Annotated in this window: 21 protein-coding genes; 7 read left to right on the top strand and 14 right to left on the bottom strand. The window is 71.9% G+C overall.

All coding sequences use genetic code 11. From position 1 onward, the window contains the following. Positions 1–4 precede the first annotated feature (4 nt). Genes ACGFRG_RS14420 through ACGFRG_RS14410 form a run of 3 tightly spaced genes read right to left on the bottom strand, consistent with a single transcriptional unit; the run spans position 5 to position 2946 of the window. On the bottom strand, positions 5–277 hold the full coding sequence (locus ACGFRG_RS14420; RefSeq protein ID WP_361424768.1) for a phosphopantetheine-binding protein: 273 nt from the start codon (positions 275–277) through the stop codon (positions 5–7). Positions 278–296: 19 nt separating this feature from the next. Further along, entirely contained in the window at positions 297–1937 is a 1641-nt protein-coding gene (locus tag ACGFRG_RS14415) for an amino acid adenylation domain-containing protein (protein WP_393263882.1), read from the bottom strand. A 46-nt stretch (positions 1938–1983) separates the two neighbouring features. Beyond that, entirely contained in the window at positions 1984–2946 is a 963-nt protein-coding gene (locus ACGFRG_RS14410; RefSeq protein WP_361424762.1) for a chlorinating enzyme, read from the bottom strand. A gap of 564 nt (positions 2947–3510) precedes the next feature. Here ACGFRG_RS14410 and ACGFRG_RS14405 point away from each other — a divergent pair. The 3 genes from ACGFRG_RS14405 to ACGFRG_RS14395 are packed head-to-tail and all read left to right on the top strand — an operon-like array spanning position 3511 to position 6141. Further along, positions 3511–4551, top strand: coding sequence for a 3-oxoacyl-[acyl-carrier-protein] synthase III C-terminal domain-containing protein (locus tag ACGFRG_RS14405; protein ID WP_361424759.1), 1041 nt, complete (start codon positions 3511–3513; stop codon positions 4549–4551). Next, positions 4551–5795: an MFS transporter gene (locus tag ACGFRG_RS14400; protein WP_393263880.1), complete on the top strand. Its 1245-nt coding sequence runs from the start codon at positions 4551–4553 to the stop codon at positions 5793–5795. The genes ACGFRG_RS14405 and ACGFRG_RS14400 overlap by 1 nt, the downstream gene beginning before the upstream one ends. Before the next feature lie 58 nt (positions 5796–5853). Further along, positions 5854–6141, top strand: coding sequence for a muconolactone Delta-isomerase family protein (locus ACGFRG_RS14395; protein ID WP_188278740.1), 288 nt, complete (start codon positions 5854–5856; stop codon positions 6139–6141). On the opposite strand, the gene ACGFRG_RS14390 is transcribed toward ACGFRG_RS14395, so the two are convergent. From ACGFRG_RS14390 to ACGFRG_RS14375, 4 genes are all read right to left on the bottom strand, one after another. Then, positions 6107–6376 (bottom strand): phosphopantetheine-binding protein, encoded by a 270-nt coding sequence (locus ACGFRG_RS14390; protein ID WP_393263878.1) that lies wholly within the window; start codon positions 6374–6376, stop codon positions 6107–6109. The genes ACGFRG_RS14395 and ACGFRG_RS14390 overlap by 35 nt on opposite strands. Then, positions 6373–7233, bottom strand: coding sequence for a hypothetical protein (locus tag ACGFRG_RS14385; RefSeq protein ID WP_393263876.1), 861 nt, complete (start codon positions 7231–7233; stop codon positions 6373–6375). The genes ACGFRG_RS14390 and ACGFRG_RS14385 overlap by 4 nt, the downstream gene beginning before the upstream one ends. Further along, positions 7230–8231 (bottom strand): FAD-dependent oxidoreductase, encoded by a 1002-nt coding sequence (locus tag ACGFRG_RS14380; RefSeq protein WP_393263874.1) that lies wholly within the window; start codon positions 8229–8231, stop codon positions 7230–7232. The genes ACGFRG_RS14385 and ACGFRG_RS14380 overlap by 4 nt, the downstream gene beginning before the upstream one ends. A gap of 115 nt (positions 8232–8346) precedes the next feature. Beyond that, positions 8347–9387, bottom strand: coding sequence for a ketoacyl-ACP synthase III family protein (locus tag ACGFRG_RS14375; protein WP_361424744.1), 1041 nt, complete (start codon positions 9385–9387; stop codon positions 8347–8349). Between the two features lie 204 nt (positions 9388–9591). Between ACGFRG_RS14375 and tsaA the strand changes: the two genes are divergently transcribed. Continuing rightward, complete coding sequence (gene tsaA / locus ACGFRG_RS14370; RefSeq protein ID WP_361424741.1) at positions 9592–10059, top strand: tRNA (N6-threonylcarbamoyladenosine(37)-N6)-methyltransferase TrmO; 468 nt, start codon at positions 9592–9594, stop codon at positions 10057–10059. Here tsaA and ACGFRG_RS14365 read toward each other — a convergent pair. Further along, entirely contained in the window at positions 10020–11348 is a 1329-nt protein-coding gene (locus tag ACGFRG_RS14365; RefSeq protein WP_361424738.1) for an MFS transporter, read from the bottom strand. The genes tsaA and ACGFRG_RS14365 overlap by 40 nt on opposite strands. A gap of 55 nt (positions 11349–11403) precedes the next feature. Between ACGFRG_RS14365 and ACGFRG_RS14360 the strand changes: the two genes are divergently transcribed. Then, positions 11404–12387, top strand: coding sequence for a DUF5937 family protein (locus ACGFRG_RS14360; RefSeq protein WP_361424735.1), 984 nt, complete (start codon positions 11404–11406; stop codon positions 12385–12387). Positions 12388–12651: 264 nt separating this feature from the next. Here ACGFRG_RS14360 and ACGFRG_RS14355 read toward each other — a convergent pair whose 3' ends face one another. The 5 genes from ACGFRG_RS14355 to ACGFRG_RS14335 all read right to left on the bottom strand — a co-directional run bounded on the left by ACGFRG_RS14355 (position 12652) and on the right by ACGFRG_RS14335 (position 19590). Beyond that, positions 12652–13803 carry an XdhC/CoxI family protein gene (locus ACGFRG_RS14355; protein ID WP_361424732.1) on the bottom strand — a complete coding sequence of 384 codons (1152 nt, stop codon included), beginning with the start codon at positions 13801–13803 and terminating at the stop codon, positions 12652–12654. Between the two features lie 58 nt (positions 13804–13861). Further along, positions 13862–15319, bottom strand: coding sequence for an NCS2 family permease (locus tag ACGFRG_RS14350; protein WP_361424729.1), 1458 nt, complete (start codon positions 15317–15319; stop codon positions 13862–13864). A 394-nt stretch (positions 15320–15713) separates the two neighbouring features. After that, entirely contained in the window at positions 15714–18098 is a 2385-nt protein-coding gene (locus tag ACGFRG_RS14345) for a xanthine dehydrogenase family protein molybdopterin-binding subunit (RefSeq protein WP_393263870.1), read from the bottom strand. 5 nt (positions 18099–18103) lie between these two features. Beyond that, positions 18104–18697: a (2Fe-2S)-binding protein gene (locus ACGFRG_RS14340; protein ID WP_393263868.1), complete on the bottom strand. Its 594-nt coding sequence runs from the start codon at positions 18695–18697 to the stop codon at positions 18104–18106. A gap of 2 nt (positions 18698–18699) precedes the next feature. Further along, positions 18700–19590 carry an FAD binding domain-containing protein gene (locus ACGFRG_RS14335; protein WP_393263866.1) on the bottom strand — a complete coding sequence of 297 codons (891 nt, stop codon included), beginning with the start codon at positions 19588–19590 and terminating at the stop codon, positions 18700–18702. 258 nt (positions 19591–19848) lie between these two features. On the opposite strand from ACGFRG_RS14335, the gene ACGFRG_RS14330 reads away from it, so the two are divergent. Then, positions 19849–21525 (top strand): PucR family transcriptional regulator, encoded by a 1677-nt coding sequence (locus ACGFRG_RS14330; RefSeq protein WP_393263864.1) that lies wholly within the window; start codon positions 19849–19851, stop codon positions 21523–21525. Between the two features lie 190 nt (positions 21526–21715). After that, on the top strand, positions 21716–22483 hold the full coding sequence (locus tag ACGFRG_RS14325) for a hypothetical protein (RefSeq protein WP_361424714.1): 768 nt from the start codon (positions 21716–21718) through the stop codon (positions 22481–22483). Positions 22484–22655: 172 nt separating this feature from the next. On the opposite strand, the gene ACGFRG_RS14320 is transcribed toward ACGFRG_RS14325, so the two are convergent. After that, the gene (locus ACGFRG_RS14320) at positions 22656–23420 is read right to left on the bottom strand and encodes a GntR family transcriptional regulator (protein WP_361424711.1); all 765 of its coding nucleotides are present in this window, start codon (positions 23418–23420) and stop codon (positions 22656–22658) included. Positions 23421–23429 lie beyond the last annotated feature (9 nt).

Raw genomic sequence — 23429 nt, 5'->3', positions numbered from 1 at the left:
GGGGCTACGCCATCGCCTCGTCGACGGCCTTGGCCAGACTGCTCAGCCTGGCGTCCTCGTACAGCGTCTCGGGCAGCAGGACATCGACCGCGAAGCGCTCCTCCACGCGGGAGAGGAACTTGATGGCCGTGAGCGAGTTGCCGCCGAGCTCGAAGAAGTCGTCGCCCGCGGCGACCTCGGTGATGCCGAACAGGCCACGCCAGATCTCGGCGATCGCCTGCTCGGTCGCGGACATGGGCGGGGCGCCCTGCGCCGTCTGCGCGTCGTGGGAACTCATCGTCCTCTCCTCCATCTGGTCAGTCGCGGGATGCCACCGGCTGTGCGGCCCATCGCGCGGGTGGTGGGGTGCTGCTGTCGTACGCGGCGAGCAGCGCGCGGCCGTCGACCTTGCCGGTCGCGGTGAGCGGCAGCGCCTCGCAGAGGTGGATACGGGTCGGCACCATGTACGCGGGGAGCCGGTCGCGCAGATGGCGGCGCAGCTCCGCCGGGGTGGCGTGCGGGTCGTCGCTCACCACGAAGGCCACCAGTGCCTTCCCGGTGTGCGTGGTGGCGACGGCGACATGGCTGCGCCGGACCGCCGGGTGACGGTCGAGGTGGTGGGCGATCTCGCCGAGTTCGATACGGAAACCGTTGATCTTCACCTGGTCGTCGGCGCGGCCCTGGAAGACGAGCGAGCCGTCCGGGAGCAGCGTGCCGTGGTCGCCGGTGCGGTAGAGGCGTTCGTCGACGCCGTCGACCACCCGCTCGACGAAGCGCTCGGCGGTCAGCTCCGGCATGCCCAGATAGCCGGGTGACAGACCGTCACCCGCCAGATGGATCTCCCCGGTCCGGCCCGGCTCGCACAGGGCGTCGCCGTCGATCACGTAGAGGCGGGTGTTCTGGATCGGCCGTCCGATCGGCAACAGACCGGAATCGGGGATGAGTTGGTCGACGGGGTGGTAGGTGGCGAAGGTGGTGGCCTCGGTGGGGCCGTAGACATGCACGAGGCGGCCCGGGCCGTACGCCCGCAGCGCCGCCGCCACATGCGGCATCGACTGGAGCTCGCCGCCCATCAGGACGGTCTCGGCCTGGGCGAGCGCGTCGGGCGCCTCGTCGATCACCGCGTTGAACAGGGCGGTGGTGAGGAAGACGACGGTGACGCCGTGTTCCTCGACCACCTGGCCGAGCCGGGAGAGCCGCACCAGGGCGTCCGGGTAGAGCACACAGGTGCCGCCGTTCAGCAGCGCGCCCCAGATCTCGAAGGTGGCCGCGTCGAAGGTGACGGGTGCCAGGTGCAGCAGCCGGCTGTGCGCGTCGAGCCGGGCGAACCGCGCGCCGCACACCAGCCGGGCGATGGAGCGGTGCCGGATCGGCACGCCCTTCGGCCGGCCCGTGGAGCCGGAGGTGAAGTTGATGTACGCGATCGCGTCGGCGGGCACGTCGACCGCCGGGGCGTCGTCATGGGCGTCCTGACACGGGTCCAACTCCCCGTTCACCAGCACCACTTGGCAGCCATCGGGGCGTACGGCCGACGCCTCGGACCGGATCACCCAGCGGCAGTCCGCGTCGGCGAACAGCCCCCGCAGCCGCTCCTCGGGCCAGCCCGCGTCGAACGGCAGATACGCGCCGCCGCACTTGAGGACCGCGAGCAGCGCCACGATCAGCTCGGGCGAGCGCGCCAGACAGATCCCGACGGTCGCCCCGGGGGTGTATCCCCGCCGCAGCAGCCGCCGGGCGAGCCCGTTGGAGAGCCGGTCGAGCTCGCGGTAGGTGTACGTACGGTCGCCCTGGACGACGGCGGGCGCGTCGGGACGGCGGGCGACCACGGCGGCGAAGAGGGCGGGCACCGCGCTGTCGCGCGGATAGGCGAGAGCGGTGCGGTTGATCCGGCGGTGGACGGACAGTGCCGCCTCGGTGCCGGTGAGTCGGATCCCCGTTGGTCGTTCCAGCGCAGACACCCCTCGGGATGTGTCGACGTTCTTCTGGGAGTGGGCCCGGTGGCGCTCAGCCGGCGGGCGTGAAGGGCGTGCCGTTGACGGTCCGCCCGACGAACCGGTTGTGCCCGAAGGTGTCCTGGCCGCAGACCTGCACACAGCCGAACCGGTCGAGGCTGGCCTCGCCGCCGAACTCCTGGAGGGCGTCCGAGTACGGATACACCTGCACCTGGTTGGGCAGATAGCGCGACGCGTAGCCCAGGCGCATGTCGTCGGTCAGTCCCGCGTGCGGGTGCGAGGCGTGCATCAGGGTGGACCAGAAGACGATGAACTGGCCCTGCCCCAGCACCATGGACTTGGCCTGGGACTCGTCGGGGCTCCAGTTCGGGTCCTTCTGGAGCTGGCGGTAGTCGTAGCCGAAGAAGCCGCGCCGCACGCCGCCCTTCTCGACCTTGCCGATGGAGTCCGCGTCGTACGTCATGACCTTGGACTCGTCGTAGTTCATCGTCCGGTGCGAGCCGGGGATGAACTGGAGGCAGCCCATCTCGACGCTGGCGTCGGTGAACGCCGACCAGACGGTGATGGTGCCGCCGAACTCGGAGTCCTCGGGCCAGACGATCTGGGGGTGCTTGGATCCGGCGACGTTGGAGAAGTTGTCGGCCTGGTGCCAGTCGGTGCCCTCGTCGCCGGGGTACTTCGGGAAGAACTCGGTACGCCAGCAGAGCACGTCGGGGCCGAGCAGGGAGGCGACACGATGGACGATCTCGGGGCGCGTGATGTGGGCGGCCAGGAAGTCGACATCGAGGTGGCGGTCGTAGTTGGCGAGGTTGGTGACGCCGGAGACCGCCTTCTCCTGCCCGTAGATCGCCCGCTTGGTGTTGAGCAGCTTGGGGCGCAGGGCGCGGAGGTTCTTCTCCATCTCGGCGGGCTCGTACAGGTCGAACGGGCCGATGTAGCCGTCCCGGTGGAACTGCTCGATCTCCCGCTCGCTCAGCGAGAAGTCGGTGCTCGTGGTGCCGGCCAGGTTGTCCATGCATCACCTCTGTGTAATCGACACTCCGCTGCGGCAGCGGTGGGGCAAATGCGTGCTGTTCCGGTCAACTCTCGCCAGTCCAGGGCGAGTTGCGACCTGTTTAACACACGACCACCTCCGGAAGCTCCTATTCCCCGGAGTTGCACAGGTGCTCTCGTCGCCTCGCGATTCCCGCGGGTCGCGGGGCCCGGGCGGCGGCAGGATCGTTGTAGCCGTCAAGCACCACCCGTTCGCCCGGCCGGGCGGCACACCCCGGCACACCCCGGCACGACCGCGCACAATCGGCCGCGCGCGAGAGGTTCGGACGTAAGCTCCCATAGGCAGAGAAATCCGACAGGACGCGGAGGACCGGCGCCCGGCCGGACTCCCCGTGCGCTCGCGCTCCGCGTTCGTCCGGCTCCCTCGCTCGGCCGAGCGGGAGTCGCCAGGGCGTGCGGCGGCGCCGGAAAGGGCGCGCGACTTGCGCCTTTCGGCCCTTGACGCGGCATCCCGGGGTGGAGAAGACTCTCGCTGATAATCCGCATCACTGACGATGCCCTCCGGGGCCCATTCCGGGAGGACCCAGTGCGTCTGTCCCCACCCTTAACCTCGCCCCTGCGGATCGCGGCCGCCCGCCTGTGGCTCCCGGACCGGCGGGACACGACCGAGGCCGCACTGGCGGCCGGACGGGTCGACGAGGAGACGGCGACGCGTCTGGGCTACCGCGAAGTCACCGTGAGCCCCGACCGCTCGGCGCCCGAGATGGCGGTCTCGGCGGCCACCGACGCGCTGAACGCGGCCGGGTGGGACGGCGCGAGCGTCGACATGGTGACGCACGCCTGGACCTACCACCAGGGCCATGACTTCTGGTCCCCCGCCAACTACGTCGCCCACCACATGGGCGCCTCCACCGCGACCGCCGTCGGCGTCCAGCAGATGTGCAACGGCGGAGCCGCCGCACTCGAAGTCGCCGCCGCCCGGATGATCGCCGACCCCTCGGTCGCGCGCAGCGCGGTCACCACCGGCGACCGCTTCCTCGCCCCCGCCTTCGACCGCTGGCTCGGCGACTACGAACTCGTCTACGGCGACGCGGGCACCGCCCTGCTCCTCGACCGCGAACGGGGCCCGTACGAGCTGCTGTCGGTGGCGACGGTGGTCCGTTCGGAGTACGAGACGATGCACCGCGGCGACGACGAGTTCAGCTCGATGCCGCGCACCCTGCCGCGGATCGACGTCCGCCGCACCAAGCGGGCGTTCGTCGCCTCGGGCGCCGAGCCCGCGTTCGCGGCGGCGCTCATCGAGGCCGTCCTCGAAGTGGTGAGCACCGCGCTCACCGAAGCGGGGCTCACCGCCGACGACCCGAAGGTGCGGTTCCTGACGCTGCCCCGGCTCGGCGCCGGTCCGCTGGCGGAGTTCTTCCTGCCGGCGGTGGACCGGCTCGGCCTGCGCCACGCCGAGGTCCTCAACCTCGGTGGCGGCACCGGCCACTTGGGCGCGGGCGACTCCGCCGCCAACCTGGCCACCCTGCACGCGGAGAAGCGGCTCGCCGAGGGGGAGGTGGCCCTGCTGCTCAGCCTCGGCGGCGGGTTCAGCTGGTCCTGCGTCGCCGTACGGGCGGCCGCCTGATGACGGGCAAGGCAGGGGCGCTCTCCGACCGCGCGGTCGTGGCCGTGCTGTGCGGCGGGTTCTTCCTGCTCGACTTCGACCTCGTCGTCATCAACCCCGTACTGGTCCCGGTATCCAAGGACTTCGGGGTGGGGCTCGGGACGGTGGCGTTCGCTCTGACCGGTTATCTGGCGATGGTCGGCATCATGCAGCCGGTGCACGGCTCGGTCTCGGACCGGGTGGGCCGGGTGCGCGTCCTGCGCACCGCGCTGCTCGGCCTCGGCGTCGCGGACCTGGGCGCGGCCCTCGCGCCGAACGTGGCCCTGCTGATCGTCGGGCGCGCGATCGCGGGCGGCTTCGCCGCCGCCCTCATCCCGGTGACCGTGGCGTACGTGGGCGACCACATCCCGATGGAGCGCCGCCAGCGGACGATGGCCGCGCTGATGTCGTCCAGCGCGGTCGGCGCCGCCTCCGCGACCGTCGTCGCGGGCATCCTCACCGATCTGCTCGACTGGCGCTCCCCGCTGCTGATCCCGGCCGTGGCGGCGCCGCTGCTCGCCGTGGTGTACGCCAGGCTGCCGGAGGCGCCACGGGTGCGCGAGGCCGGGCCGAGCGCCCGGGAGCGGTTCGCCCAGGTCCTCGGGGACGGCTGGTTCCGCTTCTTCATCCCGTTCACCTTCATCGAGGGCGCGGCGATGATGGGCCTGTTCAACTTCTTCAACGCCGCCCTCCAGAAGCACGGCAGCAGCGTCCTGATGTCGGGCCTGGTGACCAGCGCGTACGGCGTGGCGGCCATCGGCGGCAGTGTGGTGGTCAGAGCCGTCGACGCCCGGGCGACCGGCGCGGGCATGTTCGGCTGGGGCACCGGCCTGCTGTTCACCGGTTATCTCACGGCCGCGCTCACCCAGTCGGTCGCGGGCATCCTGATCGCCAGCGCGCTCGCCGGACTCGCCCTGGCCGTCGGCCAGTCGGCCCTCCAGGCGTGGATCCTGGAGGCGGCGGCGCCCGAGGTCCGCGGCAGCGCGACCGCGCTGATCGCGTGCTCGGTGTTCACCGGCGCCGCCATCAGCACGGCCGCCGTCGGCCCGCTCGCCGGGCGCGGCGACTTCGGGCTGCTGTTCGCCATCGCGGCCACCGCGACCGTACCGGTGTCGATCGTCGGCACCCTGGCACGGATGCGCTTCGCCCGCTCCGACCGGGCCATGACGATGCCCGCCGGACCGCCGCCGGCCGTGGACCGGGAAGCCCCCGACTCGCTCAACTGACCTTGTCTTCAACGGACTTGATCCGAGTGCAGGTACGTGACGAACCGAGGAGAAGTCGATGGCGCTGTTCGCGGTGATAGCCAAGCGGGCCCCGATCGGAATCAGCATCGAGGAGTTCCAGGAGAAGCTGGCCGAGGGCTTCCAGTACACCAAGGATCTGGAGGACAAGGGCCTGATCAAGAACCGCTGGATCCTGGTGGGGGCCTCGGCGGGGCTCAACATCTACGACGTGGAGTCGCACGAGCAGCTGATGCAGCTGCTCTACCGCAGTCCCGCCGGGCTGCACCTGGACTTCGAGGTCTATCCGCTCATCAGTCCGCCGAGCTACGACCCGACGGCCCACTGAAGAACACCTCATCGATCCGGCTCAGCGAACGGAAGTCGTCGAGGTCGAGGGTCTCGACGTCGACGGGCCGCCCGCTGAGCCGTTCGATCAGGACGATGAACTCCAAGAACCCCAGGGAGTCGATGAGCCGGCTCTCGATCAGATCGTCGTCCGGGCCGATCTCGGCCGCCTCCGGGTGGCGCCCGCTGATCCAGGCGACGACCTCCGCCAGCTCGGCGGCCCGGGCGGCGCTCACCGCTCCGCCCCGCCGAGCGCCACGGGCGCCTGCTCCAGGGCCGCCTTCTCCACGGCCACCGTCGCCGCCTCCCAGCTTCCGTACCTCGTGTGCAGCACGGACAGCCAGCGCTCCAGACCGAAGGCCGCGCAGCTGGTGTGGACGGCCTTGCCGGTGTCGGCGAGCGTGATGCCGCAGCGCTCGCCGAAGAAGTTGCGGTGGACGTTGACCGAGGCGACGGCCAGGTCGTCGACGATGAACTCGTGCTTGACGGGCGCGAGTTTCTGCAGCAGCGCCCGCTGGCCGCCCCGGTCGTAGAACGGGTCGGTCGCCGCCTCCTTGCGCATGTCCAGGCCGAGGGTCGCCGCGAGTGCGAGGACGCGCTCCTCGAACCGGCGCAGATGCTCCTGGGTGAACTCGTGCGAGCCGAGCGCCACGATCTCGCGCATATGGAACCCGAGCAGGCGCCGCAGCCCGTCGTAGTGCTCCTCGCGCCTGAAGCAGCGGCCCAGCACCGTCACCGTCGTACCGTCGTCGAGGGCGCGGCCCTCGTGGTGGAGGTAGACGGCGAAGCAGGCCGCCGAGGGAAGGCCGAAGCGGGCGGGTTCGAGAACCTGGCCCTCGAACTCCTCGTGCGGCACGCCTTGTTGATGCCGCGTCAGGTCCAGCGTGCCGACCACCAGCGCCTGGTGCGGGAAGTTGTCGTACACGTCGAGCTTGGCCAGGGAGGCGACCGGCAGCAGGGGCGGCATGATCATGGGTAAGGCGCCGCCGCCGGTCCCCCAGCCCTCGAAGAGCGCGTCGAGCCGTTGCAGCAGAACGGTCGCGCCGGGCGACAGGGCCGCGAGGCCGGGGCCGTCCGGCGGGGCCGCCGTCATGAGACGACTTCGGCGGTGGCGCCGCCGACCGCGAGCCGCAGCACGTCCTGGGCGCAGCCCCAGGACAGGCCGACCGCGATACCGCCGTGGCCGTAGTTGTGGATCACCCGGGCGGACCCGATCCGCTCCACTTCGAGGCGGGTCTGCGGCCGCGAGGCGCGCAGGCCGACCTCGACACCGGTGACCGCGGCCCCGGCGATCCGGGGCTCGACCGCGATGCAGCGGGCCAGGATCTCCTCGGTCTGCGCCGGGTCCGGGTCCATGCTCCACACCTCGCGCTCGGCGGTGCCGCCGCACACCAGACGGCGGCCGTGCGGGAAGTAGCTCGTGGAGTTCGGGCCGGGGTTCTGCTCGAAGAAGAACTCCTCGATCCCCGGGTTCTCCACGATCACGTGCTGGCCGCGCACCGGGAAGACCTTCGGGTCGTTGGCGAGTGCCCGCGCCCCGACGCCGGTGCAGTTGACGACGAGCAGCGCCTCGGCGGCCGCCGCGTCGAGCGAGGCCACCTCGCCCACCTCGACGCTGCCGCCGGCCGCGGTGACCCGGCCCGCCAGATACTCCAGATAGACCGGCATGTCGACGGTCGGCAGCTCGACCCGGAACGCCACCGGGAACCCGCCGCCCTCCTCGGCGCCGCACGGCTCGTAGCCGGGCAGATGGGCGGCCCACTCATGGCCGCCGTCGGCCTGCCGGTTGACCAGCCGCCCCCGGGTCAGATGGACACCGCTGTCCGGCTGCTTGGCCAGCGCCGTGAACTCGGCCAGGCTCGCCTGGTGCCACGGCCGGGTGATCGCCGTGGGCGCGAACTTGGCCTCCGCCTCGATCTCGTCGGCGATCGCGGGACCGCCGATGATCGCCCCGGCCACCGCCGAGGTCGTCCTGCGGGGCGGCCGCTCGGCGACCACCCGGACCGTGTAACCCCGCTCCGCCAGACATACCGCCGTGGTCAGCCCGGCCACACCGGCACCGATGACCAGGGCCTCGTTGCTCGTCGTCACTCGCCTGCACCTCTCACTGCTTCAACGGAAGGACATTCGTACGGAAAAGACGTGCCACGGCCGACGGGTGTGACGCGGTCCGTCCCACTCATGGGCCATCGCGCCTACTCATGGGCTACTCATGGGCTATCGCGACACACGACCAGGTGAAGCCGTTGCCCGCGCTCAGGAACAGCGCCACCTCGCCCGGCGCGAGCCGGTCGTCGGCCTGGAGGGTCGCGAGGTTGGCCACGGGGTCCCCGGCACCGAGGTGCCCGGTGTCGCGGCCGAGGTCGAGGATCTCGGTGTGGGGCAGGGCGAGTTCACGTACGGACGGCTCGTAGAACTGGCCGAGCGCGCCCGTGCTGAGCCGGGGCAGCACCAGACAGCGCAGCCGGGGGTCGGCCGGGGTGAGCCCGGCGTCCGCGATGGCGTCGAGCACCACGCGCTGCACCGAGCGGCGCAGTACGGCGACGAACTTCGGCCAGCCGCCGGCCGCCCGGAAGAACAGCTTGGTGCGCCGCGCGCTGATGGTGTCGTACGCGGTGCGGGGCGCGGGGGTGAAGGCGTCGCCGCCCCGGTACAGGACCTCGTACTCGGGGACGCTGACGGAGCAGATCGCGAGCAGCCGGTACGGGCCCGCCTCGCGGTCCAGGAGCAGCGCGGTCGCCGCGTCCCCGTACGCCACGTCGATGTCGCCGAACCAGCGGTCGAAGCCGGGCTCCACGAACCGGTCGGCGGTGGTCACCAGGCACCGGTCCACCGTGGGGTCGAGCGCGAGCCGGGCGGCCGCCACCTCCAGGGCCGCGACACCGCCGTTGGAGGTCTGGTGCACCCCGAGCGGGGTCGCGTGCCGGGCGCCGACGCCGTGGGCCACGTAGTGCGGCGCGGACCAGAAGTCATGGCCCTGGTGGTAGATCCAGGAATGGACGACCAGGCCGAGGTCGTCACCGGACCAGCCCGCGTCGGCGAGTGCCTTCTGGGCGGCGAGGACGGCCATTTCGGGGGCCGCGCGGTCGGGGCTCTCGCTGAGTGCGCGATAGCCGAGCCGGTCCGCGGTCTCCTGGTCGAGCCGGCCGGCCGCCACCGCCTCGTCGCGGTCGAGGCGCCGGGACGGCAGCCAGAGCACGGCGGCGGCTATGCCCGGCGGTTCGGGTAACGGCGGACTCAGTCTCACGGGCTGCCTCCTCGTACCGGCCCGACGGTTCGGGCCGCACTCCCGGACGACGCGGGCCGTCCCTCCCGGCTGCCCACTATATTGTCAGCGTTATTGATTGTCAGGCATCTGTCTCTCAACTTTCGCGCACAACCGGCGCGTTTCGCGCAGCCCGCGCCGGGTCAGCATGGGGTGTCCTGGTTCCGGAGTGTGAGGAGATACGCAGTGTCCGAACAGCCCGCCCGTCCCACCGCCGACACGGTCGTGCCGATGTCGCCGATCGGGTACGTAGTGACCGAGTACGCACGGCCCCAACAAGCCCCGCCGCAGGCGACGTTGGCGTACGAGGACCAGGGCCGGGTCGTGCTCTTCGAGCCGTACGCACCCGGCCTCGACGGGCTCGCGCCGGGCTGGTACGTCTGGCTGCTGACCTGGCTGCACGACCAGACGGAGGAGGAGACCACTCCGCTGCGGGTGGTGCCGCGGGGGTGGGAGAAGAGCGGGCGCACGACCGGCGTCTACGCCACGCGTACGCCCAATCGGCACAATCGGATCGGGCTGAGTCTGGTGCGGATCCGTGATGTCAAGGAGAACGTCCTGTACTTCGACGGGGTGGACCTTGTGGATGGCACTCCGGTGCTCGACATCAAGCCTTATTCGACTACGTCGGATACGCCGCCCGAGGAGGATTGAGCGGTTGACGTCTTGCGGCTGCGGACCGTGGGGGGCTGGTCGCGCCCACGCGGCGGAGCCGCACATGTCACAGCCCCGCGCCCCTTGAGCCGGACCACCGGAAGCGTGACCGTGCCTGCTGCCAGGAACAACGTGCCCAGGAGCAGCCAGCCCGGGGCGCCGCCCCGCGTCACCAGTGTGGCCACGAGGAGGGGGCCTCCGGCTCTGGCCAGGTCGGAGCCCAGGCTCCAGGCGCCCAGGAACTCGCCCTGGCGGTGGGGGTCGGCGAGGCCGTACGAGATGCCCCAGCCGCTGGCCGAGGACAAGAGCTCGCCCGCCGTCAGCAGGGCCACGCCCACCGCGAGGACGACGACCGCCCATGCCGACGGCAGGGTCGCGGTCGTCGCGGTCACCGCGCAGGCCGCGAGCAGCGCCCACCCCGCGCGCCGGCCCGCCACGGCCGCGCCGGTGACGGTGTCGCTGCCCCGGGCGGCGCGCACCTGGAGCAGGATCGCGAGCGCGGTGTTGAGCAGCATCAGCACCGCGATCGACCAGGTGGGCGCGTGCGTACGCTGCGAAATCCAGAGCGGGAGGCCGAGGTTGAGGACGTCGGCGTTGATGTAGAGCAGCCCGGAGAGCGCGGCGAGGACGAGGAAGCGGCGGTCGCGCAGCGCGCGCCGGCGGGGGCCGCCGCGTTCGGCCTGCCGGGCGGGCGGCTCGCCGTCGGGCATGCGCGCCACGATGAGGGCGACGACCACGTACGAGGCGCAGTTGCCGACGACGAGCGCCGCGTATCCCGTACGGGAGTCGGCGGCCAGGGCGGCGCCCGCGCCCAGACTCCCCAGCGAGAAGCCGATGTTGAGCATCACCCTGCTGTACGCGCTGGCCGCGACCAGTGCCGAGGAGTCGGCGAGCCGGGCCAGGTAGGCGCTCCTGACCGGCCGGGACGCGCTCTCGGCGAGCGCGATCACGCACACGACGGCGAGGAAGCCGGCGAAGTCGTCGACGAGGAGATATCCCGCGAAGGCGACGGCCCGTACGAGCACGGTGGCGAGATAGACGCGGCGGTGGCCGAACCGGTCGCCGAGCCGTCCGGCCGGGACGGCGACGGCGGGGCCGAGCAGTGCGGCGATCGTGAGGCCGAGGCCGACCTGGGTGGCGGCGAGCCCGACGACGCGGGTGAAGAAGAGGGCGGCGCCGGTGTGGAAGAGGCCGTTGCCGATCCAGTCGGCGAGCGTGGTGGCGGCGTACGCGCGCAGCGGACCGCGGGGTGGCAGCACGGCTGCCACCCCGGAGGAGGTGGAGGACATGCGTCCACCCAACGCCCTTCCGTGCCGGGCGGACAGAGATTTAGGCTATGGCTCAATGCTCAGCTACCGATTCGGCGTCGACGACCTCGCCGACATGCGCTTCGCCTGCTCACCGCTGCTGGAGACGGCGACGAGTCTGTGGGCGCTGCGGCGTCCGGACAAGTACGCGCTGCATCTGCCGTGGATCCGCCGCACCCGCACGGCGCTGGCCGCCGCGGGCCTCGACACGTCGCTGTTGGGCGAGTTGGCGGTGGGGGGCAGCGGCTGGATCCCGGACTTCCTCACGCCGCGCCCGGACTCCCCGCTGCCGGACGTCGAGGACGAGCTGAGACGGGTACGGGCGACGCCGCCGCAGAAGGCGCTGGCGGACGTGCGGGCGGCGTACGCGAGGCGTGCCCTGCCGCCACGGCTGTCCGAACTGGCCGCGAATCCGGCCGAGTTGCGGAACGCGATGGCGGACGTGGTCGAGTCGTACTGGCACACGGCCATCGCCCCGCACTGGGGGCGGATGAGGTCGGTCCTTGAGGCGGACATGGTGTGGCGGGCCCAGCTGCTGGCCCGCGACGGGGCGGCGGCGCTGCTCACCTCGCTCGACCCGACGGCGGTGTGGCGGGCGGGCGAGCTGACCCTGTTCGTCCACCGGGATCTGGAGCTGGGGGCGGCGGTGGACGGGCGGGGGCTGTGGCTGGTGCCGACGCTGTTCGCACGGCATGCGATCAGTCCGGTGGGGCCGGACGAGCCGCCGACGATCGCGTATCCGGCGCGGGGTCTTGGCACCCTGTGGGAGTCCCGGCCGCCGCGTCCGCCGGGCGCGCTCGCGTCGCTGGTGGGGGCGCCCAAGGCGGCCCTGCTGGCGTCCCTGGACGGCCCGGCGTCGACGACGGAACTGGCCCGCCGCCTGGCCGTCACCCCGAGCGCGGTCTCCCACCACCTGTCCGTCCTGCACCGCACGGGCCTGGTGAGCCGGGCTCGGGCGGGGAGGGTGGTGCTGTATGCGCGGACGGGGTTGGGGGACGCGCTGATGTCCCCGGAGGCGTGAATCCCCCACCCCGCCCGTTCCCTTGACCCTCCGGGGGTGGGTGGGGGGTGAAGGTGGTCTCCCGGGGGCTGCGCCCCCGGACCCCTCCGCGGGGCCTGCGGCCCCTGCACCCCGCCTCGTTCGGCTGCGGACCGTGCTGGGTTGCTCGCGCCCACGCGGCGGAGCCGCAAATGTCACAGCCCCGCGCCCCTTGGATGGGCCCTTCGGGCCCTCCTGTAGGGGCGCGGGGAACTGCGCGACCAGCCCAAGACGGCCCGCAGAAAATTACGCCACCGAACCTATCCGGCCCGTCGGGCCGTCCCCGCGCTCGTGGTGGATCGGGGTGTGCGCACCCGTGAGCGACACCCCACTGCCCCCGCGCCGATTCGCCACGATCTCCGCCGCGATCGACAACGCCGTCTCCTCCGGCGTACGCGCGCCGAGGTCGAGGCCGATCGGCGAGCGCAGACGGGCCAGCTCCAGCTCCGTCACGCCCACCTCGCGCAGGCGCGCGTTGCGGTCCTCGTGGGTGCGGCGCGAGCCCATCGCGCCCACGTACGCCACCGGCAGCCGCAGCGCCGCCTCAAGGAGCGGGACGTCGAACTTCGCGTCGTGGGTCAGGACGCACAGCACCGTGCGCGCGTCCACCTCCGTCGACGCCAGGTACTTGTGCGGCCACTCCACCACGATCTCGTCCGCCTCCGGGAAGCGCGTCCTCGTGGCGAACACGGGGCGCGCGTCGCACACCGTGACGCGGTAGCCGAGGAACTTGCCCACCCGCACCAGCGCCGCCGCGAAGTCGATCGCGCCGAAGACGATCATGCGCGGGGGCGGCACGCTCGACTCGACCAGGACCGTGAGCGGCCGCCCGCACAGGCGGCCGTCGGCGCCCAGGGTCAGCGTGCCCGTGCGCCCCGCGTCCAGCATCGCCCGGGCCTCCTCCGCCACCGCCCGGTCGAGCTCGGGGTGGCCGCCGAGGGCGCCCTCGTACGTACCGTCGGGATACACCAGGAGGGGGCGGCCGACCAGGTCGGACGGGCCCTCGGTGATGCGGGCCAGGGCCGCCGCCTCGTCGCGCGCCGCAGCCTCCAGGGCGGTGGCGAACACCTCCCGCGCGGGGGAGTCGGCGGGCACCGGCGTGACCAGGATGTCGATGACGCCGCCGCAGGTCAGGCCGACCGCGAAGGCGTCCTCGTCGCTGTAGCCGAAACGTTCGAGCACGGGTTCGCCGTCCGCCAGCGCCTGCTGGCACAGCTCGTACACCGCGCCCTCCACACACCCGCCCGAGACCGAGCCGATCGCCGTGCCCTCGCCGTCGACGGCGAGGGCCGCACCCGGCTGCCGGGGCGCGCTGCCGCCGACGGCCACCACGGTGGCGACGGCGAAGGCGCGGCCCTGCTCGACCCACCGGTTGAGCTCTTCGGCGATGTCCAGCATGTCGGTCTCCTTACGGAACGGATCAGTGGAGGGCGACGGTCGTACGCCCGATGGTGACCTACTTGACGCCCAGCCAGCTCTCAATGGGACTCAGCGCGAAGTAGACGAGGAAAATGCCCGACAGCGCCCACATGAACCCGCCGATTTCCCGCCATTTGCCCTGGGACGCCTTGATGACGGTGTAGGCGATGACGCCCGCGCCGACACCGGCCGTGATGTTGTACGTGAACGGCATCAGGACCACGGTGAGGAACACCGGGATCGACACCGCGCGGTCGTTCCAGTCCACGTGCCTGGCGGCGCTCATCATCATCGAGCCGATCACGACCAGCGCGGCGGCGGCCACCTGGGCCGGAACCAGCTGGGTGAGCGGGGTGAAGAAGAGACAGGCCGCGAAGAACAGGCCGGTGACGACCGAGGAGAGGCCGGTACGGGCGCCCTCACCGGCGCCGGTCGCGGACTCGATGAAGACGGTCTGGCCGGAGGCGCCGGAGACGCCGCCGATCGCGCCGCCCGCGCCGTCGATGAACAGCGCCTTGGACAGGCCCGGCATCCGGCCCTTGTCGTCGGCGAGCTTGGCCTCCTGGCCGACGCCGATGATGGTGGCCATCGCGTCGAAGAAGCCGGCGAGCACCAGGGTGAAGACGATCATGCCGACGCTGATCGCGCCGATCTGGCCCCAGCCGCCGAACTCGACATGGCCGAAGAGTCCGAAGTCCGGCTTGGAGACCGCGCTGCCGCTCAGGCCGGGGGCGGCTCCGCCCCAGTCCTTGTCGGTCAGACCGCCGACCTTGGTGACGACGAGCGAGAGGACCGTGCCGGTCACGATGCCGATCAGGATCGCGCCGGGAACGTTGCGCGACTGGAGGGCGAAGATCAGGAGCAGGGTCACCGCGAAGAAGAGGACCGGCCAGCCGACCAGTTCGCCCGTGGCGCCGAGGGTGACGGGGCCGCCCTTGCCGCGCCCCACGAACCCGGCCTTCACCAGGCCGAGCAGGGCGACGAACATGCCGATGCCCATGGTGATCGCGTGCTTGAGGGGCAGCGGGATGGCGTTCATGATCATCTCACGGAGGCCGGTGACGACCAGCAGCATGATGACCACGCCGTACATGACGCACATGCCCATGGCCTGCGGCCAGGTCATGTTGGGGACCACCTGGGTGGTCAGGGCCGCGGAGACGTTGAGTCCGGCGGCGAGTGCGAGCGGGACCTTGCCGATGAAGCCCATCAGCAGCGTGCTGACCGCGGCCGCGAGCGCGGTGGCGGTCACCAGGCCCGCATGGCCCAGCGTGTGCTTGTCGACGTCGGGCGTCGACAGGATCAGCGGGTTGAGCAGGAGGATGTAGCACATCGCCATGAAGGTGGTGATGCCGCCGCGCACCTCCTGCGCGACCGACGATCCTCGGTCCGTTATGTGGAAGTACCGGTCGAGCCAAGATCTGCCGGCGGGGACGCGCGAGCCGGAGCCCGCGTCCTCGGCGGTGGTCTTGGGCTCCAGGGACTGCTGGGTCATGGTGCCTACTCCCAAGGTTCAAAGGGGCACCCGCATAAGACTTGGGGATCTCAGTCAGACAAGCTGCGGGATTTGGGATGGTGCGTGGGCTGCACGACCCGGGGGACGGCCCGAGACGAACGTTTCCGCGGACTGCGGGGGTACCGGTTCCTTTCCGGTACCGCAGGGCGGGGGCGGTGCTGGTCATTCGGGTACTGCTGGGGATGGTGGTGCGGGTGGTGCTGGTGGTGCGAAGGACCGCGAGCGGTGCGGTACTCCTGTACTCCGGGCGGCGCGGGCGGTGGGGAAGTGTGACGTTCCTGGGATGCACGCACCGCCCGGAGGGCTTTTCAGAGGGGGCCCGGGGGACGCAAGTCCCCCGGAATCTTTCTTTCACCCCCACCCCGGCCAGGGGCTACGTACCCGTGAGGTGTTCGGGGCGTACCGGGGTCCTGTTGAGCTCCAGACCCGTCGCGTTCCGGATCGCCGCGAGGACGGCCGGGGTGGACGAGAGGGTCGGGGCCTCACCGATGCCGCGCAGCCCGTACGGGGCGTGCTCGTCGGCGAGTTCGAGCACGTCGACGGGGATGGTCGGCGTGTCGAGGATGGTGGGGATGAGGTAGTCCGTGAAGGAGGGGTTGCGCACCTTCGCGGTCTTCGGGTCGACGATGATCTCCTCCATGACCGCCACGCCCAGGCCCTGGGTGGTACCACCCTGGATCTGGCCGACTACGGACAGCGGGTTGAGCGCCTTGCCGACGTCCTGGGCGACCGAGAGCTCGACGACCTTGACCAGGCCGAGCTCGGTGTCCACCTCGACGACCGCGCGGTGCGCGGCGAACGAGTACTGGACATGGCCGTTGCCCTGGCCGGTACGCAGGTCGAACGCCTCGGTGGGCCGGTGGCGCCACTCCAGCTCCAGCTCCACCGCCTCGTCCTCCAGGACGTCCACGATGTCCGCGAGGACCTCGCCGCCGTCGGTGACGACCTTGCCGCCCTCCAGGAGGAGTTCGGCCGTCGCCCAGGCCGGGTGGTACGAACCGAACTTGCGCCGGCCGATCTCCAGGACCGCCTCGCGGACGTGCTCGCAGGTGTTCTTGACCGCGCCGCCGGTGACGTACGTCTGACGCGAGGCCGACGTCGAACCGGCGGAGCCGACCTGGGTGTCGGCCGGGTGGATGGTCACCTGGGTGACGCCGAGCTCGGTGCGGGCGATCTGCGCGTGGACGGTGACACCGCCCTGGCCGACCTCCGCCATCGCGGTGTGCACGGTCGCGACCGGCTCGCCGTTGATGACCTCCATGCGCACCTTGGCGGTGGAGTAGTCGTCGAAGCCCTCGGAGAAGCCGACGTTCTTGATGCCGACCGCGTAGCCCACACCCCGTACGACACCCTCGCCGTGCGTGGTGTTGGAGAGACCGCCGGGCAGCGCGCGGACGTCCGCCGCCTCGCCCGCCGCCAGCCACTGCTGCTCGGGCGGCAGCGGGCGGGCCTTGACGCGGCGCAGCAGTTCGGCGACCGGGGCTGGGGAGTCGACCGGCTGGCCGGTCGGCATGATCGTGCCCTGCTCCATGGCGTTCAGCTGGCGGAACTCGACCGGGTCCATGCCCAGCTTGGCCGCCAGCTTGTCCATCTGGGCCTCGTACGCGAAGCACGCCTGGACCGCGCCGAAGCCGCGCATGGCGCCGCAGGGCGGGTTGTTCGAGTAGAGCGCGATGGCCTCGATGTCGACGTCGTCGATCACGTACGGGCCGACGCTCAGCGAGGAGGCGTTGCCGACGACCGCCGGGGAGGCCGACGCGTAGGCGCCGCCGTCCAGGACGATCTTGCACTTCATGTGCGTGAGCTTGCCGTCCTTGGTGGCGCCGTGCTCGTAGTAGAGCTTCGCCGGGTGGCGGTGGACGTGGCCGAAGAAGGACTCGAACCGGTTGTAGACGATCTTGACCGGCTTGCCGGTGCGCAGCGCGAGCAGGCACGCGTGGATCTGCATCGAGATGTCCTCGCGGCCGCCGAAGGCACCGCCGACGCCGGAGAGCGTCATGCGCACCTTCTCCTCGGGCAGGCCGAGGACGGGGGCGATCTGCTTGAGGTCCGAGTGCAGCCACTGGGTGGCCACGTACAGCTCGACGCCGCCGTCCTCGGACGGCACGGCCAGGCCCGACTCCGGGCCGAGGAAGGCCTGGTCCTGCATGCCGAAGGTGTACTCGCCCTTGACGATCACGTCGGCGCGCTTGGCGGCCTCGTCGGCGTTGCCGCGCACGATCGGCTGGCGGTGCACGATGTTCGGGTGCGGGACGTGGCCGATGTGGTGGTCGTCGCGGCCCTCGTGGACCAGGACCGCGTCGGGGGCGGTCGCGGACGCCTCGTCCGTGATGACCGGCAGCTCGACGTACTCGATCTTGATCTTGGCGGCGGCGCGGCGCGCGGTCTCCGGGTGGTCGGCGGCGACCAGCGCCACCGGCTCGCCGTGGTGGCGTACCTTGCCGTGCGCGAGGACCGGGGTGTCCTGGATCTCCAGGCCGTAGTTCTTCACGTCGGTCGGCAGGTCGTCGTAGGTCAGCACGGCGTAGACGCCGGGCATCGCGACGGCCTCGGAGATGTCGATCGACTTGATCTCGGCGTGGGCGACCGTGGAGCGCAGGGTCTGGCCCCAGAGCATGTCCTCGTGCCACATGTCCGAGGAGTACGCGAACTCACCGGTGACCTTGAGGGTGCCGTCCGGGCGCAGCGTCGACTCGCCGATGCCGCCCTTGGTCTTGGAGCCCTGGGTGATGTTGGTGGGAGTACCAGTGGTGGCCATGATCGTCAGACCGCCTCTTCCTGACGGGCGGCCGCGAGGCGGACCGCGTCGAGGATCTTCTCGTAACCGGTGCAGCGGCAGAGGTTGCCGGAGAGGGCCTCGCGGATGTCCTGGTCGGACGGGGAGGCGTTGCGCTCCAGGAGCTCGTCGGCCGCGACCAGCAGACCCGGGGTGCAGAAACCGCACTGCACGGCGCCGGCGTCGATGAACGCCTGCTGGATCGGGGAGAGCTCGCCGGACTCGGCGCTGCGGCCGTCGGCCGGCTTGGCCTGCCAGCGCTGGGCGGCGTCCACCGAGGTGCCGCAGGCCCCGGAGGCGCAGGCACCGCCCGGGTGGGCGTCGTCCCGGTGCTTGGCGTAGTCGGCCAGGCCCTCGACGGTGACGACCTCGCGGCCCTCGACCTGACCGGCCGCGACCAGGCAGGAACACACCGGCACACCGTCCAGGCGGACCGTGCAGGAGCCGCATTCGCCCTGCTCACAGGCGTTCTTCGAACCCGGAAGACCCATGCGCTCGCGCAGGACGTAGAGAAGGCTCTCGCCCTCCCAGACGTCGTCGGCTTCCTGCTTGCGGCCGTTGACCGTGAAATTGACGCGCATGGTTATGCAGCTCCTTCAAGCGAGCGGCCGGTGCCGCGGTACTGCTCCCAGGTCCAGCCGAGGGTGCGGCGGGCCATGATGCCCACGGCGTGCCGGCGGTACTTGGCGGTGCCTCGTACGTCGTCGATCGGGTTGCAGGAGGCGGAGGCGAGCTCGGCGAACTGCTTGGCGATCGAGGGAGTGATGATCTTGCCGCTCTCCCAGAAGCCGCCCTCGTCGAGCGCGGCGTTCAGGAACTCCTCGGCGGCCTTGGCCCGGACGGGGGTCGGGGCGGCGGAGCCGATGCCGGTGCGGACCGTGCGGGTCTCGGGGTGCAGGGCCAGGCCGAAGGCGCACACCGCGATGACCATCGCGTTGCGGGTGCCGACCTTGGAGTACTGCTGGGGGCCGTCCGCCTTCTTGATGTGCACCGTCTTGATGAGCTCGTCCGGCGCCATCGCGTTGCGCTTCACACCGGTGTAGAACTCGTCGATCGGGATCAGGCGCGCGCCGCGCACCGACTCGACCTCGACCTCGGCGCCCGCGGCGAGCAGCGCCGGGTGGGCGTCACCGGCCGGGGACGCGGTGCCCAGGTTGCCGCCGACACCGCCGCGGTTGCGGATCTGCGGGGAGGCCACGGTGTGCGAGGCGAGCGCCAGTCCCGGCAGCTCGGCCCGCAGGTTCTCCATGATCTGCGTGTACGAAACGGACGCGCCGAGTCGTACGGTCTCCTCGCCGACCTCCCACGCGCGCAGCAGCTCGATGCGGTTCAGGTCCAGAAGGTACTCGGGCCGGCGGTGGTCGAAGTTGATCTCGACCATCACATCGGTGCCACCCGCAATGGGCACAGCCGTGGGGTGCTCGGCCTTGGCGGCGAGCGCCTCCTCCCAGCTGGCGGGGCGAAGGAAGTCCATGAGTGGCTCTCTTCTTCTCAATCGGGGTCGTTCGCGCGGGTCCCGGTGACGGCAGGGCCTGGGCTTCAAAGTCGTTCATGTGCTGTTAACGCTGTGTGGCCCCAGTACACAAGCCTCGCTCCGCCGGGTGCAGTCACCGAAACCATGAAGGAGTTGGCTGGTCTCCATCTACGTCTTGTAGATTCGTATGAAAGGCGGTGCTCAGTAACCCCACCGCTTTCCACCGGCAACAACAAGACAGATCGGCGGCGACACGCGATGCGGCTGCGCGCACTTCTGGAGACCGACGCGCTGGGGCTGCGGCTGCTCGGCGGCGAGGACGAGCTGGACCGCACCGTACGCGGTGTGATGACCACTGACCTGCGCGATCCGAGCCGCTACCTCTCCGGCGGCGAGCTCGTTCTCACCGGGCTCGCCTGGCGCCGGGACGCCGACGATTCCGAGCCATTCGTACGGATCCTGGCCGGCGCCGGGGTGGTCGGCCTGGCGGCCGGCGAGGCCGAGCTGGGCGCGATCCCGGACGACCTGATCCGTGCGTGTACACAGCACCGGCTGCCGCTGTTCGCGGTGAACGAGTCGGTCGCCTTCGCGACCATCACCGAGCACGTGGTGCGCCAGGTGTCCGGCGAGCGGGCCGGGGACCTGGCGGCGGTCGTCGACCGGCACCGGCGGCTGATGACCTCGGGCCCGGCGGGCGGCGGCCCGGAGGTCGTCCTCGACCTGCTCGGCTCCGACCTGGACCTGCGGGCCTGGGTGCTCTCCCCCACCGGGCGGCAGATCGCGGGCGCGGGCGACCCGCTCGACCCGGCGGTCGGCGCCACTCTCGCGGGTGAACATCTCGGCGCGACCCGCACCGGCCGCCGCGGCCCCCACCGGGCCGTGCTGAACGGCACCACGTACTCGCTGTTCCCGATCCGCCACAGCGGGCGCGGGGCGGCCCCCGCCGCCCGTGACGTGCGCGAGACGGTCCTGTCGGACTGGCTGCTCGCGGTCGAGGCGGACGCGGGCGACTGGCCCGCCGCCCGGCTCGATCTGCTCCAGGGCGTCACCCAGCTGATCGCCGTGGAGCGCGACCGCCGCGACGCGGCCCGCGCGGTACGCCGACGGCTCGCCCAGGAGGTCCTGGAGCTGGTGCAGACCGGTGCCGCGCCCGCCGAGATCGCGGCCCGGCTGCGGGTCGCCGCGCCCGTGCTGCTGCCGGGCCTCGGCTCGGCGCCGCACTGGCAGGTCATCGTGGCCCGGGTCGACTGGAGCCAGTCCGCCACCGGGGCGGCCGAGATCGCGGGCGGCCCGGTCGCCCAGGCGCTCCTGGAGGAAATACTGGTCGACCCGGCGGTGTCCGGATCCGACTCCTCGGACCGGATCGCGGTCGCCCACGCGGGCGACGAGGCGATCGCCCTGGTGCCGCTGCCCGCCGTGGGCCCCGAAGGTGCCGAGAGCGGGCTGCACGCCGACGCGCTGCTCGCCGCCGTCCAGGCGCCGCTCTCGGCGGGCCTCGCCGACGACGGGCGGCTGACACTGGGTGTCAGCGCGGCCGTGCACTCGGCGGAGGGCCTGCGCGGCGCCCTGGAGGAGGCCCGGCACGCCCGCCGGGTCGCGGCCGCCCGGCCCGGCCGGGTCTGCGCGGCCGGCCACCACGAGCTGGCCTCGCACGTCCTGCTGCTGCCGTTCGTCCCGGACGACGTGCGCCGCGCCTTCACCGCCCGGCTGCTCGACCCGCTGCGCGACTACGACCGGCGCCACCGGGCCGAGCTGATCCCGACCCTGGAGGCGTTCCTCGACTGCGACGGCTCCTGGACCCGCTGTGCCACCCGGCTGCATCTGCACGTCAACACCTTGCGCTACCGGGTCGGCCGGATCGAGCAACTGACGGGGCGTGACCTTTCGCGTCTGGAGGACAAGCTGGACTTCTTCCTGGCCCTGCGGATGAGCTGAGAGGGCGCGAAAGCGGCGCGGACGGCCGGGAACACCACCCCGACGCACCGCAACCCGCCGTTTGTGAAGGAATTCACGCATGGCCCTTGGCCCGGCGTGCCAATCCGTGCTGAGATGCGGCCACGACGTTTGGCCCGCGACTCATCAGCTCAATGGCGCGCTCGGGGAGGGCAACGTGGCGTATCCCGCCATGTCTGGTTCCGGAACGACTGCAGATGACGGGGATCCGCTTCAGACCGCGGTGTGGCGGCTGCGCTCGCGCGGCTGCTGGACGGACGCGGCCGCCCTGCTTGAGCCACATTGCGCCGAGCCCGCCGCGGCCCTCCAGCGGGCCGCGCTGCTCACCGAGCGCTGTCTGTACACCGAGAGCGGCTGGGCCGAGGCCGAGGAGGCGCTGCGCGGCGCCGAGGCGGTGGCCGGGGACGACGAGGAACGCGGGGCGGCGGCCTGCGAGCGGGGCCAACTCGCGTACGCGTCAACGCTGTTGGGCGTACGGGACCGGGCCGACGAGGCCCGTTCGGCGTTCGGCCGGGCGGCCGCGCTGATCGCCCCGGCCGCGCGCAGCCGGGCACTACTGGACTTCCGGCGCGGGCTGCTCGCCGAGAACGTCGCCGACTCGCCCCAGGCGGCCCGGGCCGCCTACCGCCGCGCCCACGCGGGCGCCACCGCGCACGGGGACACGCTGCTGCTCTCGTTCACCTGGCGCCAGCTGGCCGGACTCGCCCTGCGCGACGGTGAGTTGGCGGAGGCGCGGCACGGCTTCGCCGAGTCGCTGCGGATCCGGGAGGAGCTGGGGTATCTGGTCGGCACCGCCCCGGCGCTGGCCGCGCTCGCCGAGGCGGAGCCGGAGCCGGAGGCGACGCGGCTCCGCACGGAGGCGGCGCGTTTGTTCCGTCTCCTGGGCGGAGTGCCGACGTGGCTCGCGGCGCATCTGGCACCGGCGCCGGCGACGACCTGACCCGTTGGGGGCGCCCCTATTTCTGCTTGTCTGCGGACCGTGCTGGGCTGGTCGCGCAGTTCCCCGCGCCCCTAAATGGGCCCTTCGGGCCCTCCTGTAGGGGCGCGGGGAACTGCGCGAGCAACCCCCACCGGCCCGCACCCGCCGCACAGCGCAGCGTTACAGCGCAGCGTTACAGCGCAGACCCCGTGAAATGCTCCCGCACCAGGGACTGGACAACCACCAGATCCTGGGCGATCAACGCGTCCAGCAACGCCATGTGCTCCGCCGCGTCCGCGACCAACTCCGCATGGCGAGCGACCGGCGCGGCGGTCACCGTGAGCGGCCACTGCGAGCGCCGGTGCAGATCCTCGGCGACCTGGAGCAGCTGCTGGTTCCCGGCCAGCGCCAGCACCGCGCGATGGAAGGCGCGGTCCGACTCCGCGTACCCCGCCCGGTCGCCGACCGCCGCCGCCTGGGTGGTCGCCTCGGCGAGCGGGCGCAGATCGGCCCAGCGCGCGGCCGGGACGGAACGCGCGAGCCGCAGCATCACCGGCACCTCGATCAGCGCCCGCACCTCGGCCAGCTCCGCGAGCTCGACGGCACTGCGCTCGGTGACCCGGAAACCCCGGTTCGGCACGACCTCGACGGCACCCTCGGAGGCCAGGCGCTGCATGGCCTCGCGTACCGGAGTCGCCGAGACGCCGAAGCGCTCGCCGAGCGCCACCGCCGAGTACACCTCGCCCGGCACCAGCTCGCCGTCGACCAGCGCGGCCCGCAGCGCCTCCAGGATCTGGCCGCGCACCGAGTGCCGCCGGACCTGGTGCTGCGGGGCGGGCGGCTCGCTGTGGGTGTGCTCACCGCGTGCGCTGGGGTCGCCCTCGGCACGGGCCTGCGCGGGCACGCGGGGCAACCCGAACGGCGCCACCGCCGCTTCGCGCTCTCTGCCCTGCTCCACCCCAGGCCC

Source organism: Streptomyces sp. NPDC048696 (assembly GCF_043198895.1).
In the GTDB taxonomy this organism is placed as follows: Bacteria; Actinomycetota; Actinomycetes; order Streptomycetales; family Streptomycetaceae; genus Streptomyces.
This window is presented reverse-complemented; position numbering and strand designations above follow the sequence as displayed.

Bases quoted from the DNA above. Each gene is read 5' to 3' on its own strand.
- ACGFRG_RS14420 (WP_361424768.1), bottom strand. From the start codon at position 277: ATGAGTTCCCACGACGCGCAGACGGCGCAGGGCGCCCCGCCCATGTCC.
- ACGFRG_RS14410 (WP_361424762.1), bottom strand. From the start codon at position 2,946: ATGGACAACCTGGCCGGCACCACGAGCACCGACTTCTCGCTGAGCGAG.
- ACGFRG_RS14400 (WP_393263880.1), top strand. From the start codon at position 4,551: ATGACGGGCAAGGCAGGGGCGCTCTCCGACCGCGCGGTCGTGGCCGTG.
- ACGFRG_RS14395 (WP_188278740.1), top strand. From the start codon at position 5,854: ATGGCGCTGTTCGCGGTGATAGCCAAGCGGGCCCCGATCGGAATCAGC.
- ACGFRG_RS14385 (WP_393263876.1), bottom strand. From the start codon at position 7,233: ATGACGGCGGCCCCGCCGGACGGCCCCGGCCTCGCGGCCCTGTCGCCC.
- ACGFRG_RS14365 (WP_361424738.1), bottom strand. From the start codon at position 11,348: ATGTCCTCCACCTCCTCCGGGGTGGCAGCCGTGCTGCCACCCCGCGGT.
- ACGFRG_RS14360 (WP_361424735.1), top strand. From the start codon at position 11,404: ATGCTCAGCTACCGATTCGGCGTCGACGACCTCGCCGACATGCGCTTC.
- ACGFRG_RS14355 (WP_361424732.1), bottom strand. From the start codon at position 13,803: ATGCTGGACATCGCCGAAGAGCTCAACCGGTGGGTCGAGCAGGGCCGC.
- ACGFRG_RS14350 (WP_361424729.1), bottom strand. From the start codon at position 15,319: ATGACCCAGCAGTCCCTGGAGCCCAAGACCACCGCCGAGGACGCGGGC.
- ACGFRG_RS14345 (WP_393263870.1), bottom strand. From the start codon at position 18,098: ATGGCCACCACTGGTACTCCCACCAACATCACCCAGGGCTCCAAGACC.
- ACGFRG_RS14340 (WP_393263868.1), bottom strand. From the start codon at position 18,697: ATGCGCGTCAATTTCACGGTCAACGGCCGCAAGCAGGAAGCCGACGAC.
- ACGFRG_RS14335 (WP_393263866.1), bottom strand. From the start codon at position 19,590: ATGGACTTCCTTCGCCCCGCCAGCTGGGAGGAGGCGCTCGCCGCCAAG.
- ACGFRG_RS14330 (WP_393263864.1), top strand. From the start codon at position 19,849: ATGCGGCTGCGCGCACTTCTGGAGACCGACGCGCTGGGGCTGCGGCTG.
- ACGFRG_RS14325 (WP_361424714.1), top strand. From the start codon at position 21,716: ATGTCTGGTTCCGGAACGACTGCAGATGACGGGGATCCGCTTCAGACC.